The 14,179-nt window shown below is 64.7% G+C and carries 13 protein-coding genes; 1 reads left to right on the top strand and 12 read right to left on the bottom strand.

Going from position 1 to position 14,179, the window contains the following annotated elements; genetic code table 11:
* From egtE to H7K34_RS10145, 9 genes are all read right to left on the bottom strand, one after another.
* Positions 1 to 1,146, bottom strand: coding sequence for an ergothioneine biosynthesis PLP-dependent enzyme EgtE (egtE, locus tag H7K34_RS10185; protein ID WP_264061779.1), 1,146 nt, complete (start codon positions 1,144 to 1,146; stop codon positions 1 to 3).
* Positions 1,143 to 2,108, bottom strand: coding sequence for an L-histidine N(alpha)-methyltransferase (egtD, locus tag H7K34_RS10180; protein ID WP_264061778.1), 966 nt, complete (start codon positions 2,106 to 2,108; stop codon positions 1,143 to 1,145). The genes egtE and egtD overlap by 4 nt, the downstream gene beginning before the upstream one ends.
* Positions 2,105 to 2,806, bottom strand: coding sequence for an ergothioneine biosynthesis protein EgtC (gene egtC / locus H7K34_RS10175; protein ID WP_264061777.1), 702 nt, complete (start codon positions 2,804 to 2,806; stop codon positions 2,105 to 2,107). Before egtC ends, egtD begins: the two co-directional genes overlap by 4 nt.
* On the bottom strand, positions 2,806 to 4,098 hold the full coding sequence (gene egtB, locus H7K34_RS10170; protein WP_372510762.1) for an ergothioneine biosynthesis protein EgtB: 1,293 nt from the start codon (positions 4,096 to 4,098) through the stop codon (positions 2,806 to 2,808). The genes egtC and egtB overlap by 1 nt, the downstream gene beginning before the upstream one ends.
* Before the next feature lie 89 nt (positions 4,099 to 4,187).
* Entirely contained in the window at positions 4,188 to 5,477 is a 1,290-nt protein-coding gene (gene egtA / locus H7K34_RS10165; RefSeq protein WP_264061776.1) for an ergothioneine biosynthesis glutamate--cysteine ligase EgtA, read from the bottom strand.
* Between the two features lie 147 nt (positions 5,478 to 5,624).
* Positions 5,625 to 6,272 (bottom strand): sensor domain-containing protein, encoded by a 648-nt coding sequence (locus H7K34_RS10160; RefSeq protein ID WP_108920529.1) that lies wholly within the window; start codon positions 6,270 to 6,272, stop codon positions 5,625 to 5,627.
* Positions 6,273 to 6,337: 65 nt separating this feature from the next.
* A complete protein-coding gene (locus tag H7K34_RS10155; RefSeq protein WP_264061775.1) occupies positions 6,338 to 7,789 on the bottom strand; it encodes a catalase in 1,452 nt (483 codons plus the stop codon).
* Positions 7,790 to 7,951: 162 nt separating this feature from the next.
* A complete protein-coding gene (locus H7K34_RS10150) occupies positions 7,952 to 8,350 on the bottom strand; it encodes a hypothetical protein (protein WP_264061773.1) in 399 nt (132 codons plus the stop codon).
* 221 nt (positions 8,351 to 8,571) lie between these two features.
* Complete coding sequence (locus H7K34_RS10145; protein WP_372510731.1) at positions 8,572 to 8,943, bottom strand: hypothetical protein; 372 nt, start codon at positions 8,941 to 8,943, stop codon at positions 8,572 to 8,574.
* A gap of 670 nt (positions 8,944 to 9,613) precedes the next feature.
* Between H7K34_RS10145 and H7K34_RS10140 the strand changes: the two genes are divergently transcribed.
* Positions 9,614 to 10,414 (top strand): MlaE family ABC transporter permease, encoded by an 801-nt coding sequence (locus H7K34_RS10140; RefSeq protein WP_264061771.1) that lies wholly within the window; start codon positions 9,614 to 9,616, stop codon positions 10,412 to 10,414.
* Positions 10,415 to 10,500: 86 nt separating this feature from the next.
* On the opposite strand, the gene H7K34_RS10135 is transcribed toward H7K34_RS10140, so the two are convergent.
* From H7K34_RS10135 to H7K34_RS10125, 3 genes are all read right to left on the bottom strand, one after another.
* Positions 10,501 to 10,806 (bottom strand): hypothetical protein, encoded by a 306-nt coding sequence (locus H7K34_RS10135; protein WP_264061770.1) that lies wholly within the window; start codon positions 10,804 to 10,806, stop codon positions 10,501 to 10,503.
* Between the two features lie 615 nt (positions 10,807 to 11,421).
* The gene (locus H7K34_RS10130; protein ID WP_264061769.1) at positions 11,422 to 12,906 is read right to left on the bottom strand and encodes a putative alpha/beta hydrolase; all 1,485 of its coding nucleotides are present in this window, start codon (positions 12,904 to 12,906) and stop codon (positions 11,422 to 11,424) included.
* A 141-nt stretch (positions 12,907 to 13,047) separates the two neighbouring features.
* On the bottom strand, positions 13,048 to 14,175 hold the full coding sequence (locus H7K34_RS10125; RefSeq protein ID WP_372510730.1) for a DUF4185 domain-containing protein: 1,128 nt from the start codon (positions 14,173 to 14,175) through the stop codon (positions 13,048 to 13,050).
* Positions 14,176 to 14,179 lie beyond the last annotated feature (4 nt).

Here is a 14,179-nt window from a genome sequence, read left to right as displayed (position 1 = left end):
CTAGCTGCCGGTCGCGACGGTCGCGGCAATCAGCGCTTCGGCGAAGCTTTCCAGATCCTCGGCAGTGGTATCGGCGTGCGGCGAGATGCGCAGCCTCGGCGCGGTCATCTCCAGCGGCGCGCGCTGCACCCCGGCGTAGGTAGTTAAGATCCGCCGTTCGGCAAGCATCCAGTCCCGCACCAGCTGCGGGTCGGCACCGTCGACTGCGGCCAAAGTGGTGATCGCGCTTGGCTCTTCGGCCTCTTCGACCACCACCCAGCCCGGCACATCGGTAAGCGTGGTTCGGCTGATGCTGCCGAGCTCAGCCAAGCGCGCCCGCACCGCCTCGGGCCCGAACGCCAGATACTCGCCGAGAGCCACCGAAACCCCTACTCGCGCAGCGACATTAGCTTCACCGAATTCGAGCTGCTGGGCCACCGAGAACGATTGCGACCACTCCGGTGCCGCCAACCGCGGACGTAGCCGCTGGATCATGTCCGGCCGAATCGCCAGGAAGCCCACCCCGCGCGGACCCGCGATCCACTTGCGCGACGACGAATAGGTGACGTCGGCGCCGACCGCGCAGTCAACCTGGCCCAACGCTTGGGCGGCGTCGACGACCAGAGGCAATCCCAATTCACGGCATAGTTGTACGAGCATCGAAATCGGTTGCACCACACCGCTATGGCTAGCCACCGGAGTCAGGTGGACGAAATCAGGCGGGTCGGCCTCCAGCGCGAAAGCCGCGTCGTCGAGCGCCAGCCGGCCGTCCTCGAGGGCCGGCAGCAGCCGACGCTCGAATCGGTGCGCGTCCATCACGGCGAGGTTGGGTCCGTATTCGCCCGGTAGGCAGGCCAGTGTCCGGCGTTCGGCGGGCCAGCTGCCCAGCAGCAGATCCAAGGCGTTCAGCGAACCCGTGGTGTACACCACCTCGGGTTCGACCATCCCGGTCAGCGCGGCGAAGGCCGCGCGCCCGGCATCAAGCGTGGGCGCCGCGGCCTCGGCCGCCACGTACGCACCGACCTCGGCCTCGTGGCGGGCATGCTGCGCAGCGGCGTCAATGGCCGCATAACTCTGACGCGAGCAGGCCGCGCTGTCCAGATGTAGTCCCGCTGCGGGTGGGCGGGCCGCCCGCCATCGATCGGCCAGCGATCCGCTATCGCTCACTTGACTGCTAACGACAACCCGAAATCGCCTGCGGCATCAGTCCACCACCGAACGCGACGCAATCCCGCGCCGGCCAATTCGGCGCTCACGCCGCCCGGGTGGAACTTGCTCGACACCTCGGTTAGCAATTCCTCTCCGGCCGAGAATTCAACGGTCAGGTCGAGCGCACCGATGCGGACCCGCTGCGGCCGTTCGGTCCGCAGCCACATTTCGATGCGCTCCTCGTCGGCGTTCCAGCGCGCCACATGCCGGTAGGCGTCGACGTCGAAATCCGCGTCGAGTTCCCGGTTTACCACCGCGAGCACATTGCGATTGAACTGGGCCGTCACCCCGGCAGCATCGTCGTAGGCACGCAGCAGACGACCGGTGTCCTTGACCAGGTCGGTGCCCAGCAGCAGGGTGTCGTCGGGCCGCATGACCTCCGAGAGGGACTTGAGGAATTCGGCGCGCGGCCCGGGTGTGAGGTTGCCGATCGTCGACCCCAGGAACACGAACAGCCGCCGCCCGCCGCTCGGGATCTCGCCGAGGTGCTCCTCGAAATCACCGCAGACAGCCTTGATTTCGATGCCTGCGTATTCCTGCGCAATGGCGGCCGCAGCGGTCGACAGGATACTCGCATCGACATCGAAGGGCACAAACCGGCGCAGTGATCCGCGACCGTGCAGCGCGTCCAGCAGCAACCGGGTCTTCTCGGACGTCCCGCTGCCCAGTTCGACCAGGGTGTCAGCCTCGCTTGCCGTCGCAATTTCGCTCGCGCGGGCACGCAGGATCTCCGCCTCTGCCCGCGTCGGGTAATACTCGGGCAACCGGGTGATCTGGTCGAACAGCTCACTGCCCACCGAATCGTAAAACCACTTGGGCGGCAACATTTTCGGTGTGCTCTGCAAACCGTCGTGAACATCACGGCGCAAAGCGTGGTACGCCGAATCGGCAGCGAGATGGTTGGACAGCGACAGTGTCATGAAGATCCCTTCGGCTCGTCCAGCGGCGTCATCGTTACGCCTTGCGCGGTGACTTCGACAAGGTGGTGCTCGGGTACGTCCTCCCATTCGGAATCGTCGTCATAGGGCTCGCTCGCCAATACCACACCGTCGGCGCGGCGCAGGATGGACAAGGTGTCGCCCCACGCGGTAGCCAGCATCCGAGAACCATTGGCGGCCAATACATTAAGCCGGGCGTTTGGATCCAGCGCCCCGATCTGCGCGATGGTCTCGCCGAGCACGTCGAGCCCGAGTGCGAAAATGGTGGCCGCCAACATTGCACTGTCACAGACGGATTCGGCCGTGGACGTCAGTGGCAACACGGCACGATCGACGACACCGTTATGTGACAGCAGCCAATGACCGTCGGTGAAGGGTGCTGTCGCACTGGCCTCGATCGGCATGCCGACGGCCGCCGAACGCACGGCGGCCACCACGCAGCGACTGCGCAGCGCGGGTGCGACCGAATCGAACGACGCGTCGCCCCACAGCGGTGCCGGGCTGCGCCAGCGCCGGAGCACCTCGCCGTCGAAAAACCCGACACCCCAACCGTCGGCATTCATCAGACCGTGCTTCTGGCGGCGCGGAGCATACGACTGCACGCGAAGGCCAAAGGGCGGTTCCAGCATCAGAGATGAGGTGCTGACATCGTCGCCCAGCCAGCCCAGGTGACGGCACATCAGGCGGAATCCTTCGCGTCAGGCACGTCCCAGGCCAACCGGACACCGGAGAAGATCTGACGACGGATCGGGTGGTCCCAGTTACGGAAGCTGGGCCGCACAATCGACGATTCGACGGCCCACGATCCGCCGCGCAGGATCCGGTAGTCGCCATCGAAAAATGGCTGCGAGTAACGCTCGTAGATCATCGGGACGAAGCCGGGCCACGGCCGCAGCGGCGAGCTGGTCCACTCCCAGACGTCGCCGAGCAGCTGCTCGACGCCGTATGCCGACGCGCCTGCCGGGTAGGCGCCGACGGGCGCCGGACGCAGGGCGGTGCCGCCCAGGTTGGAGTACTCGGCCGACGGATCCTGGGACCCCCAGGGGTAACGGCGCCTGGTTTCGGTCGCCGGGTCCCAGGCGCAGGCTTTCTCCCATTCGATTTCGGTGGGCAGCCGTGCACCGGCCCAGGCCGCGTAGGCCTGGCCCTCGAAGTAGGTGACATGCTGCACCGGTTCGTCGGCCGGAATGTCTTCGATGTAACCGAAGCGGGTGCGGGTGCGCGCGTCGGAGGCCCAGAACTGCGGTGCGGTCAGGCCCGCGCTGCAGCGATGCTCCCAGCCACGCTCGGACCACCAGCGCGGCTCGCCGTAGCCGCCGTCGGCGATGAATTGCTGCCACTCGCCATTGGTGACCGGCACCGTGCCGATCCGGAACGCCGGCAAGTCGACGATGTGGGCGGGGCGCTCGTTGTCCAGCGAGAACGGTTCGCTCGCGGCATCGACGCCCAGCACGAACGGGCCGCCGGGCACCAGCACCGACGTTCCGGCCAGCCCCGGACGCCCGGTGGGCACGGCGCCGGGGTCGCGTAGCAGCGCGGCACCGGTGCGCAGGTTCAATGCCTGCAGCATGGTTTCGTCGTGCTGGTTCTCGTGGCTGACCACCATCCCGTAGACGAAGGCCGCACGATCACCGGCGGGGTCGTCAGGCAATGCGTCCAGCGCATCGAGCGCAACGGAACGCACTGTGCGGCAATAAGATCGGGCTTGCTCCGGGGATAGCAGCGGCAAATCGACGCGGCTGGCGCGTGAGTGTTCGAAGGCGTCGTAAAGCCCCTCGACCGACGGGTCCAGCATGCCCGGGCGATTCGGGTCACCTCCGCGCAGCAGCCACAGCTCTTCCTGCTGACCGATGTGCGCGAGGTCCCACACCAGCGGGCTCATCAGCGGGTCGTACTGACGACGAAGTTCCGCGTCGTCGAAATCGACCAGCCGCAGCGTGCGCGTGCGCGCCCGCTCTAGATCGTCGGCAATCCGGTCCCGGCATGACGATCGCAAGCGCGGCGCTGGGGGCACCTCCCGCTTGCGGGGGACCGGGCGCAGGTCGGAATCATCAGGGAAAGTCACAGGCCCCCTTGCGCCAACTGCGACACCGTGGCCGCGATGCCGTGGTCGATTACCTGGTCGGAGAAGTCGTCGCCCGGACATCGGCCCTGGTCGACGCTGCGGATCAGCCGCTCCATCGCATCGGTGAGCTCGGGTGGCGCCTGCTGTGCCGCGATGGCCACGCAGGCGGTGGCGGCCTCATGCAGCCGGCGGTCGCTCAGACCGAGCCGAGCGGCGTTGTCCCAGGCGGTGGCCACCGGTTCGATCGCCGCCGCGGCGGCGTCGGCGGCGGCCGGGTCGTCGAGCAAGGCGGCCAGGGTGAACGCGATAGCGGGCCAGTAGGCATCCGGTGCGCTGTCGAGGTAGCGGATCTCCAGCCATTGTCTCGGGCGGACCGGCGGAAACAGCGTGGTCAGGTGATAGTCGAGATCGGCGAGGGTGGGCCGGCGGTCGCACAGCAGCGCCGAGCCGTCCGCCCAATCGGCGAACGACACGTAGTGGGTGAGCGCGACGGCCTCCGCGTTGTGCACCATCATCACCGGCGCCTTGAGCGCGTAACGCGCCCAGTCGGTGCCCGGGTCGTCGCCGCTGGCCCCCAGGATGGGCCCGCAGCGAGCCGAGTCCATCTGGCCCCAGACCCACTGCCGGGTGGACTGCCAACCGGAGAACTCGCCACCCAGCATCGGGGAGTTAGCCGCGATCGCAATCATCGTGGGCCCCAGGGCATGTGCCAGCCACACCCGGTCCGCCCATCCGGACTGCGGCCCAGCGTCCAGGTTGACCTGGACCGAGGCCGTCGATGTCATCATCGCCGCACCCGCCTCGGCGGAGTGGCTGGCGGCGAAGAACTCCTCCATCGCGCGATAACGCGCGCCCGGGTTGACGCGCTGGGACGCCCGCAGCGGGTCGGCGCCCAGGAAGACCAATCCGAGCCCTGCGTTGGCGAAGGCGTTGCGCAGTACGCCCTGGTCGTTGCTCATCGCTTGGATGGCCGGGGCGACGCCGTTCTCCGGCGGACCGGACAGTTCGACCGCACCTCCGGGCTCCACGGTGACCGCGCTACCGGCGGGCAGCGCGGGTAGCTGCTCGATAACCTCGGTGATTTCGTTCCAACTCGGCCTGCGGTAGGGATCTGCCGGGTCGAAGCAGTGGGCCTCCAGCTCCAGGCCGACGCGGCCCAGCGGGCCATCGATCAAACAACCGTCGGCGATGTACTGGGCGGCTTCTTCGGAACTGGTCAACTCGGAGTCGGCCGGGCGGGCGGCGTCCAGCTGCGAGGCCGCGGCGGTGATAGCGGCGAGCGTCATATCACGATCCCTCCGGGCCCGACCGTGCGCGCCGAGCGCCTTGTTGGGCAGCTATCCGAACGATAGCCGCCGTCACTTCATCTTCCAGATCGCCCCGACATATTCCCGTTCCCGCAGGTTCTCTCCACCCGGCCCGAATTCACCGGACTATTGTCCCAGCGCGTTCTGCATCGCCCCGGCCAGGACATTGACCGCGGGTCCCGCGTTGCCAGCCTGACAAACCTTCGCTTGAAGCAACACGTTTTCACGCAGCCGGGTTTGATTGAAGCACCGGCGATCGCTGCCTGCTTCTTGCTTGGTCCAGTTCGCGTCGGTCGCTGTTGCCGGACCGCCAGCAAATGACCACACTTGCGTCTGCCCGTTGTCCAGGTGCATCGCGGTCGTCTGACCAGAGCAGCCAACCGTGCGATCCACCACCCGGTGGAAAGCCCGGCCAGCGGCGTCGGTGGTGGCGAATACGCCCACCGCCTGCTTGACGAAGTGCGTCTGATCGTTGGCAGCCGTCTGCGCGGTGGCCCCGTTGAAAGACGCCAGGTCAGAGTCGTTGTACACCTCGGGCAGCCCGATATCCGCCCAGTTGTTGCAGTCGGCGAGGTCGACGAAGAAGCCCTGGACCGGCTCGGTGAACACCGATTCCCACCCCATCGGCCCGCCGACGATATTGCCGACCGACCCCTTGCCGAGAACCGCGTAGGACACCACTCCGGGATCCGAGGGATGGGCGGCCGCGACGGGGGCGCCTGCAGCCACCCCCAGGCTCAGACCGGCGCTTACCGCACAAGCGGTGATCCGCATCATGAATCTTGATCATGCCAGGCGAGGACCCACAGCGAACGCCGAGTTCTCCACCCCGGCGTCCGCTACTGGCCGGCGTTGCCCCGCACGCCTTCCTCGACCAACTTTGCGAGATCGGGGTCGACATTGCGCCAGTACTCGAAGACCCGCGACAGCACCGGCTCTTTGACGCCCTTGGAGACATGCCCAATGATGTTATGAGCCAAGCGGTTTCGTCCGGCATCGTCGAGGACCTCGCGGACCATGGTGCCCGCCTGACCCCAGTCGTCATCGTCGGGACGCAACGTGTACGCGGCCCGGACCATCTGACCGTCGGCCATCCAACCCACCTCGGCCGCGCGCGCCGGGTCCGCCTGCGGGCCACCGTAGGAATTGGGCGCATAGACCGGATCCGACGCGTTCGTCATCCGCATCGCGCCGTCTTTGGAGTAGCTGTTGACCTCGACTTTCGGGGTGTTGACGGGGATCTGCCGATAGTTGGTTCCCAGCCGGGCGCGATGCGCGTCGGAATAGGAGAAGCCGCGTGCCAGCAGCATCTTGTCCGGACTCAGCCCGGTGCCGGGCACGGTGTTGTTCGGCTCGAACGCGGCCTGCTCGATTTCGGTGTGATAGTCGGTGACGTTGCGGTCCAACGTCATCTTGCCGACCTCGATCAACGGATAGTCGCTATGCGGCCACACTTTCGTCAGATCGAACGGGTTGAACCGGTAGGTCTTAGCTTCCTCGAACGGCATGATCTGCATTTTGAGCGTCCAACTCGGGTGATCGCCACGCTCGATCGACTCGTAGAGGTCCCGCTGGTGGTAATCGCCGTCTTCGCCGGCCAATTGGTCGGCATCCTCTTGGGTCAGGAAGTCGACACCCTGATCGGTGATGAAGTGATACTTCACCCAGAAGATCTCGTCGGCGGCGTTGATCCAGCTATAGGTGTGGCTACTGTAGCCATTCATCTGCCGCCAGCTCTTGGGGATTCCGCGATCACCCATCAGCCAGGTCACCTGATGCGCGGACTCCGGCGACAGGCTCCAGAAGTCCCACTGCATGTTGTTGTCGCGCAAATTTGTTGCCTGCATCCGCTTTTGGGATCGGATGAAGTGTTGAAACTTCAATGGGTCGCGCATGAAGAAGACGGGCGTGTTGTTACCGACCATGTCGAAATTGCCCTCGGTCGTGTAGAACTTCAACGCGAATCCGCGTGGATCCCGCCAGGTGTCTGGGCTGCCGCGCTCGCCGGCCACGGTCGAGAACCTGGCCAGCATCTCGGTTTTGGTTCCGGGCGCGAACACCGCGGCCCTGGTGTACTTGCTGACGTCGTTGGTCACCTCGAAATGACCGAAGGCGCCGCCGCCCTTGGCGTGCGGTTGGCGTTCCGGGATGAGCTCCCGGTTGAATTGGGCCATCTGCTCGATCAGGTAGTGGTCTTGCAGCAGGATCGGACCATCGGGACCGATCGTCAGCGACTGGTCGTCACTGGGCGCAGCAATGCCCGCGTCGGTCGTGGTGAAGCGCTCCGTCATCTCGACATCTCCTCGCTAAATGGGCTGAATCCGAGGGCAGTGCGACGTGTACCCATTCAGTGTGAACCCAAATCGATGGCATGCGCTTCCACTGCACAAAAGCGAACGGTCCGGCGCCCCTTTCGGGGAGCCGGACCATAGCTATCGGCGTGCCTTCAGGTGCTATGGACGTGGTGCGGGAGCACTGCTCGACGGGGCCGCGGGTCCAGCCGGACCACTCGGTCCTGCGATCGGGCCACCGGGACCACCCGGTCCGTATCCCGGCGGCGGACCGTACTGATAGGGCGGCGGCATTCCGGGACCACCCGGTCCACCGTACTGCCACTGCGCGGGGCCGCCCGGGCCTGCGGGGCCGCCGGGCTTGAACATCATGCCGTGGTGATGGTGGCAGTGGTGGTAGTGATATCCGAAGATCATGGCGCCGGAGAAGAAGACGACCGACAAGATGAAGACGATCCCGGCAACGATCACCACCCACGCCGCGGCCGCGTAGACCTTGGGCGGCTTAGCCCGCTGGGGTGGTGGAGCCGTGGCTGTTGCGCGTTCAGGTGTTTCACTCATGTCTCGATACTGCCCCTGAATGCAACTGCTGCAACAATTTCCGGCAACAAAGTTGCTGTGAATTCATCCAAACGCGATCTGGGTTGCGCTCTCGCTGAACCACTGGTAGCCCGGCGCTCGGGTGAGCGCCGGGCTACTGCGTATGGAATTAGTGGCCCCCCGGGGATCCTCCTGTTACCCCGTGAGCATCTGAACAGGTGAGGTCTGTGGCCTCGTAGCGGCTACGGCGTGCGAGACGGAGCGACCGACGACGGGATCTGGCTCGGCCCCGGGGCGCCGGGAGCCACGGACGCAGGTGCACCCGGCTGGTTGGCTCCGGGCCAGCCCGGACCGCCCGGGCCACCCGGACCGCCGAATCGGTGCGGATGCACCATCGCGTGGTGCTTGTGGTGGTGGCCGTGGTGGTGGTGACCGGTCGACCTACCGAGCAAGAAGCCCGTGAAGAAGATGACCGCGATGACGAACACGGTCCCGGCCGCGATGGCGACCCAGGCCGCCGCTTGGAAGACCCTGGCGGGCCTGTGAACCACCGGCTCTGCCGGCGCAGTTGCGGTCGAGGACCGCACAGTGGGGGTTTCAGATGTTTCACTCATGAGACACATGATGCGGGGGTAAACAATAGTTATGGCTATGCGCTACTTATGTAGCAGCTGTGAGCCAAAACCCCCGTCTCACCAGGCGAAATCGTAATGGTGACGGGTGACCACGACGGGTTCGGGGGTCTATCTGGCGCCGGGGCTGACTGCTGGCCCGACCGAGGCGGCCGGCCGAGGTCGTCAAAGCGGATGATCAGGGGCCATACGAAAGCGGCTGCGGCCGAAACAGAACCCCGAGCCATCCGGCGGCGGTATCGCGCGCTCGTTGCTCGATATCGAAACCGTCCTCTCGCCACGGGCCCGATCATCTGACGCATCCACCGCGTCGAACTACCCATTCGCCGTGAGACACCCCTACCCCCAATACATTTCCGTTGCATATCGGGCGCGAGACATCAATATTGCTGTGGCACAAGGTATAACGACTACTGACAACCTACCTTGTCGACGTACTCCTCGGCCCGGGCGGAGTTGGCGAGAGTACTGGTTGCACGGCTCTCGATATCCGCTCAGCGATTACTTACAGCCACATAGCGCATTGAGCGCATTCAGATATCGCCGAATCTAGCAGCAAGCGATAACCGTTGAGCATGCGTTGAAATATCTGCTCACGTATCAGTGCTCTGTGCCCACAAACCCTACCGAATCGCGGCGCGAGGAACCGACCATGGCGACGAAGTCGACCGACCTCACCAGCTACCTGCGTGACCAACTCCATCCGGCACTGATGACGTTCGGCGGATTCTTCCTGATGTGTGCATTGACGGGAAGAGTACTGGTACGTAGACCAATTCACTGGCGCGAGTTCGTCCTGCAATGCTGGTTCATCCTGAGAGTGGCCTTGCTGCCCACGCTGATGGTGTCTATCCCATTGACGGTGCTGTTCGTCTTCAGCCTCAACATCCTGCTATCCGAGTTCGGTGCGGCCAGCCTGTCCGGGGTGGGGGCAGCTCTCGGTGCGGTCACCCAACTCGGGCCTGCGGTCACCGTTCTCGTAGTGGCCGGCGCCGGCTCGACCGCCATCTGCGCGGATCTCGGAGCGCGCACCATCCGAGGAGAAATCGACGCCATCGAAGGTATGGGCATCGATCCCATCTACCGGTTGGTGGCCCCCAGGGTGGTCGCCGCCATCGTCATCTCGACTCTTCTCAACAGTCTGGTGATCACCGTGGGGCTGGTCGGGGGATACCTTTTCAGCGTTTGCTTGCAAAACGTTTCGGGCGCCGATTACCTGGCCACCTTGACCACCATCACCGGGCTGCCGGAGGTCATCATTTCCATGATCAAAGCGGCGTCGTTCGGGCTGATCGCCGGCTTGGTCGGCTGCTATCGCGGATTGACCACTCGCGGTGGACCCACCGGACTTGGCCGGGCTGTCAACGAGACCGTGGTGCTGTGCGTGCTTGCGCTCTTTGCGGTCAACGTCGTGCTCAGCAGCATCGGTGTACGCTTTGGGACCGGGCGCTGAGGCAGTCGATCAGCCGTAATTCCAAGTCGCCATCCGGGTTTGGGCTGTGCAGCCCACCGACAGCCGGAGGCCGGGCTAGCCGTCATTCATTGCGGCGCTAGGAGTGCGCGGCCCTCGTCCTGACAACCGGCTATGAAATCTGTTCCAGAATCCACTCGGGCTATCTTGCCGCTTTTGAGATCGCTCATGAGAACCTTTTGGCAGTACTGATTCAGGTCGGTGCTGGGACTCAACTGCACGTGGTACTGCTGAACCTGTTCATCAATGGCCTGTTTGCCCTGACCGTAAGAAGGCGAGCCGGGATCGGCCGCTGCCGCAGGCGCGAAGACAAAGGCGACGGCGCCAATAACCGCTACCAACGTCGATCCGCGATGACAACTCACGGAGGACATCTTACCTCCACACTGGCAGAATCACGACAGGGATGTTTGCCACATGCTATGACCACTCCTAAAAGGTCCACGAACCGGAGGATTGAAGTACAAACCCGCGGTTCGTGATTGGGTCGATGCAAGCAGTCAGTCGGTCCGCACCCACCAAGCAGGTGGTGTTTGCGGCAGTGATTTTTTGACCGACGTTCAGCACAGGCGCGGTGATGACCGGGCAGGTGCCTTGATAGAAACCGTAGGGGCCCAGATCCGAGTGCAGCGAGCTTGCCACCCCAACCCTTTCGCAGCCAGCTTGTCCACGGGGGGCGTTTTCCGGCAGGCCCGGTAGTGGCCCGTTGCACTCGGCACTGATGTGATCTGCCGGCCCGTTAGCCAGTGAACCCCATCCGCACTGCAATCCGTCGGGGGTTGCGAAAAATACCCCGCCGCCACCCCGCCCGAAGTGCATTGTGTACGGCACGGGATCAATTGATTGAAAGGCGTTGAGGTCGGGGAATTTTGGAGGCGCTGCTGTCGCAACGACATTTCCGGCGTGGCAAGAGCCCAGCCCCAGAATCGCGAAGGTCCCGCTTGCTACAGCAATGGCCATCCGTATCAGCATGCGACGCCGCCTTCTGCTCAGTGTTGGACGGTAAAGGTTGTCGTCCACGTGTTGGGGTCGTAGAAATTGGGATCGGCCGGGTTGAAAGGCCAAGTGCTTACCCGCATTTGAATCGTCTCGAGCCCTGTCACCGGATCCAGCGTGGTGCCCGTGACGGTGGGTCCGTACACGCTCGGTAGGGTGCCCTGGGTCACCAGCGGAACCGGTGCAGCGGTAATCAGTCCTTGTGGGGTAGCCGCAGTTATCGCTTGCACTGCGTCGCCGTTGGTCGCGCCGACAAGCATGAAACCGCCACCCTTGAGTGAAACCAGTTGGCTTTCACGATCACCGGGAAGGCTGACATTGCCGGCGGGCTGCAACGAAGTGACCCAGCCGTTGGGGTTAGCCGGGTCGATTGGTCCGGACACCCACATGCCGCGGTTGAGATCGCCCGTCCTGTTGCTGGTGTTGCCGACGATCACCATCCGTCCGGTGGCAGGGTCATAAGCGCCGCTTGCCTGGAATATCCCTGGCAGGTCACCAACTTTCACGGGATGAGCGGGATCCGTGTAATCCCACACAGATCCGTTGGTCGCGAACTGGGTGACCCCTTCTTGGACACTGCCGTCTGGGTTGCTGAAAAACGCGTACCGGTGGCCATCTGGCCCGAGCGCGGTCCCCGTCGGCAGCGGCCGGGTGCCCGGGGGGCCTTGAGCCAGCTGGGAAGCCGGACTCCGGGGCAAGCCATCTCGGGGATCGCCACCGAAGATGGGACCTTGGCCGTCTTGGAATTGGTCTTGCAGGTCGTAGGTGTTCTGCTCGTGTTGAGGCTGGCCGGCTGGACCGGTGATCCTGGGGTCGCCGGGCGGATCTCCTTGGCCTTCGCCGAAGTCGGCAGGCTTGAACTCGGTGGTGAGGACAGCCTCCTGTGGGCTGAGGTTTCCGTTTGCTTGCGCTTGGTGCAGCAATCGCGTGTAGGTGTCCCGGGTTGACTGCAGATCGCCGAGCGCGGCCTTGGTGTCGCGGATGGCATCGTCTTCACGGCCGGTGATAAACGCATTCAGCGTTTGTCTATCCGCGGCGGTGAGGGTCGGGTCTTTCTCCATCTCCACCGCCTGGCCGATCATATTGTCGAGCGTCTGCAATTGAGTCTCGAGAGCGGCGATTCGTCCGGCCGCGGCCTTTTGTGCCTCGGCCAGCGCGGCGGCGATGTTTTCCAAGTCGACCCCGATCTTGGGCAACTGCAGCGACTGCGCACCGAGCAGCTTCGTCACCCGCTGCACTTCAGCGGAATCATTGATCGGGTGCTCGCCACCCTCCCGGTTCCACGAGGCCTCGAAGCGGCGACTGGCTTCCTCAAAGGCTTTGCTGGACTCCGCCGTACAGACACCCGCGGCGTGAAACGCCTCGGCAAGGTCAGAAATCTGAGCGGGGCGGCCAGCTTGCAGGCTTTGATTGAGTTTCCAGGGATCACCGCCGGCCTCTGCGACCAGAAGCGGAATGCTTATGTAGCGGAGCTGCATCGCGCAACCCGCAGTTTTGCGGCGTTGCGTAACATCGCCACCCCTCCCCTGCTGGCCGTAAGACTACCGCGACGGACTAGTCGCCGATTGCAAAATGGCGTTCAGGGATGGGAGGTGCCGGAGGCCACGAAAGGTCTCTGACTAAGGCTTGAACGGGTTGACCGCGAACTGGATCACCCGATAGGGCGCGGCCACCCGGGCCCGAGTGTCCCACTGGCTGACAAAGATTCGTAGCTCGTCGAGCATGGAGCCGGGCGAGATATACCCGCCATAGGGTTGTGCCAGCCGGTTATCAGTAGGTGGCGGAAGGCTTTCCGCCGGCTCCGGCCACTCGTCGTGCTGCACCACCGTGGTCACCGGAGCGTCGCCCAACCCCGTCGGGCCGTCCGCCACCCGGACCTCCATGTTGAGGGTGCTGGCATTGAAGTAAGACAGCACCGCCTTGCCGTCGATCTGCCTGACGGACATCTCGCCCACCTGATCGGGCCACAACGGCGTCGGTGGTTTGTTCCACCCGCCGCCCGGCCCGGCCGCCCAGCCCTGCCAGCGCGACCGGTCCGTGAAGTTCTGCGGCGTAACCCGATACAGCACCACCGGCTGACTGCGGGTGAAGCTGTTGGCCACGATGTACACCCACCCCGTCGTCGAATCGGCGGTCGGGATCGGGTCGTAGTACCCGCTGATCTGCGTCTGGGAGCCGCCCTGAAAGGAGCTGTCGCGCTTGGACCCCGGAACCGTCTGCCAACCGGCGCGCGCCGCTTCGGCCATCACCAGCCGCGAGCTCTGCGGCGCGAGGTCCTTCGTGGTCGTCACCATCAGGTAGTTGCGCCGGTTGATCTGCACCACACCGGCCGGCAACTGTGAGTCACCCGGGGGCGCGGGGTCGGCCAGCAGCGGCTTGCTGATCCCGGTGACGCCTGTGTAGCGCACCCCGGCCGGATCATCGACCGACGAGGTATCGACGTGCAGGGCGACCGGCGAATACCAGCCGCCGAACCCCACGCCCTGTCCTGCGAAGCTGTCGCCGCAGACCTGCAGCAGTTCGGTTGGAAACTCCAGGAATTCACAGAGATCTGTGGCTCCGATTCCGTAATCCTTTGTGGGAGTGCCAGTTCCGGCCGTCGGGCCGATTCGCAGCACCTGACCCGGCGCCAGCGGTGCCACGATTGGCCCCGGAGCGGGTGCCGGAGGATCGGCATGCACGACCCAAACAGATTGTGAGACAAGCAAACACAGCGTAGCGAACAGCGAGATCCGCGCGCTGCTCACCCGC

The organism is Mycobacterium montefiorense (assembly GCF_025823255.1).
GTDB classification, from domain to species: Bacteria; Actinomycetota; Actinomycetes; order Mycobacteriales; family Mycobacteriaceae; genus Mycobacterium; species Mycobacterium montefiorense.
The sequence above is the reverse complement of the archived record's forward strand: the minus strand, read 5'-3'. Positions and strand labels throughout refer to the sequence as shown.

What these genes read in the sequence shown, in the direction of transcription:
- H7K34_RS10150 (WP_264061773.1), bottom strand. Translation starts at nt 8,350, where the DNA reads ATGAGTGAAACACCTGAACGCGCAACAGCCACGGCTCCACCACCCCAG.
- H7K34_RS10130 (WP_264061769.1), bottom strand. Translation starts at nt 12,906, where the DNA reads ATGCAGCTCCGCTACATAAGCATTCCGCTTCTGGTCGCAGAGGCCGGC.
- H7K34_RS10135 (WP_264061770.1), bottom strand. Translation starts at nt 10,806, where the DNA reads ATGTCCTCCGTGAGTTGTCATCGCGGATCGACGTTGGTAGCGGTTATT.
- egtC (WP_264061777.1), bottom strand. Translation starts at nt 2,806, where the DNA reads ATGTGCCGTCACCTGGGCTGGCTGGGCGACGATGTCAGCACCTCATCT.
- H7K34_RS10140 (WP_264061771.1), top strand. Translation starts at nt 9,614, where the DNA reads ATGGCGACGAAGTCGACCGACCTCACCAGCTACCTGCGTGACCAACTC.
- H7K34_RS10160 (WP_108920529.1), bottom strand. Translation starts at nt 6,272, where the DNA reads ATGCGGATCACCGCTTGTGCGGTAAGCGCCGGTCTGAGCCTGGGGGTG.
- H7K34_RS10155 (WP_264061775.1), bottom strand. Translation starts at nt 7,789, where the DNA reads ATGACGGAGCGCTTCACCACGACCGACGCGGGCATTGCTGCGCCCAGT.
- H7K34_RS10145 (WP_372510731.1), bottom strand. Translation starts at nt 8,943, where the DNA reads ATGAGTGAAACATCTGAAACCCCCACTGTGCGGTCCTCGACCGCAACT.
- egtD (WP_264061778.1), bottom strand. Translation starts at nt 2,108, where the DNA reads ATGACACTGTCGCTGTCCAACCATCTCGCTGCCGATTCGGCGTACCAC.
- egtA (WP_264061776.1), bottom strand. Translation starts at nt 5,477, where the DNA reads ATGACGCTCGCCGCTATCACCGCCGCGGCCTCGCAGCTGGACGCCGCC.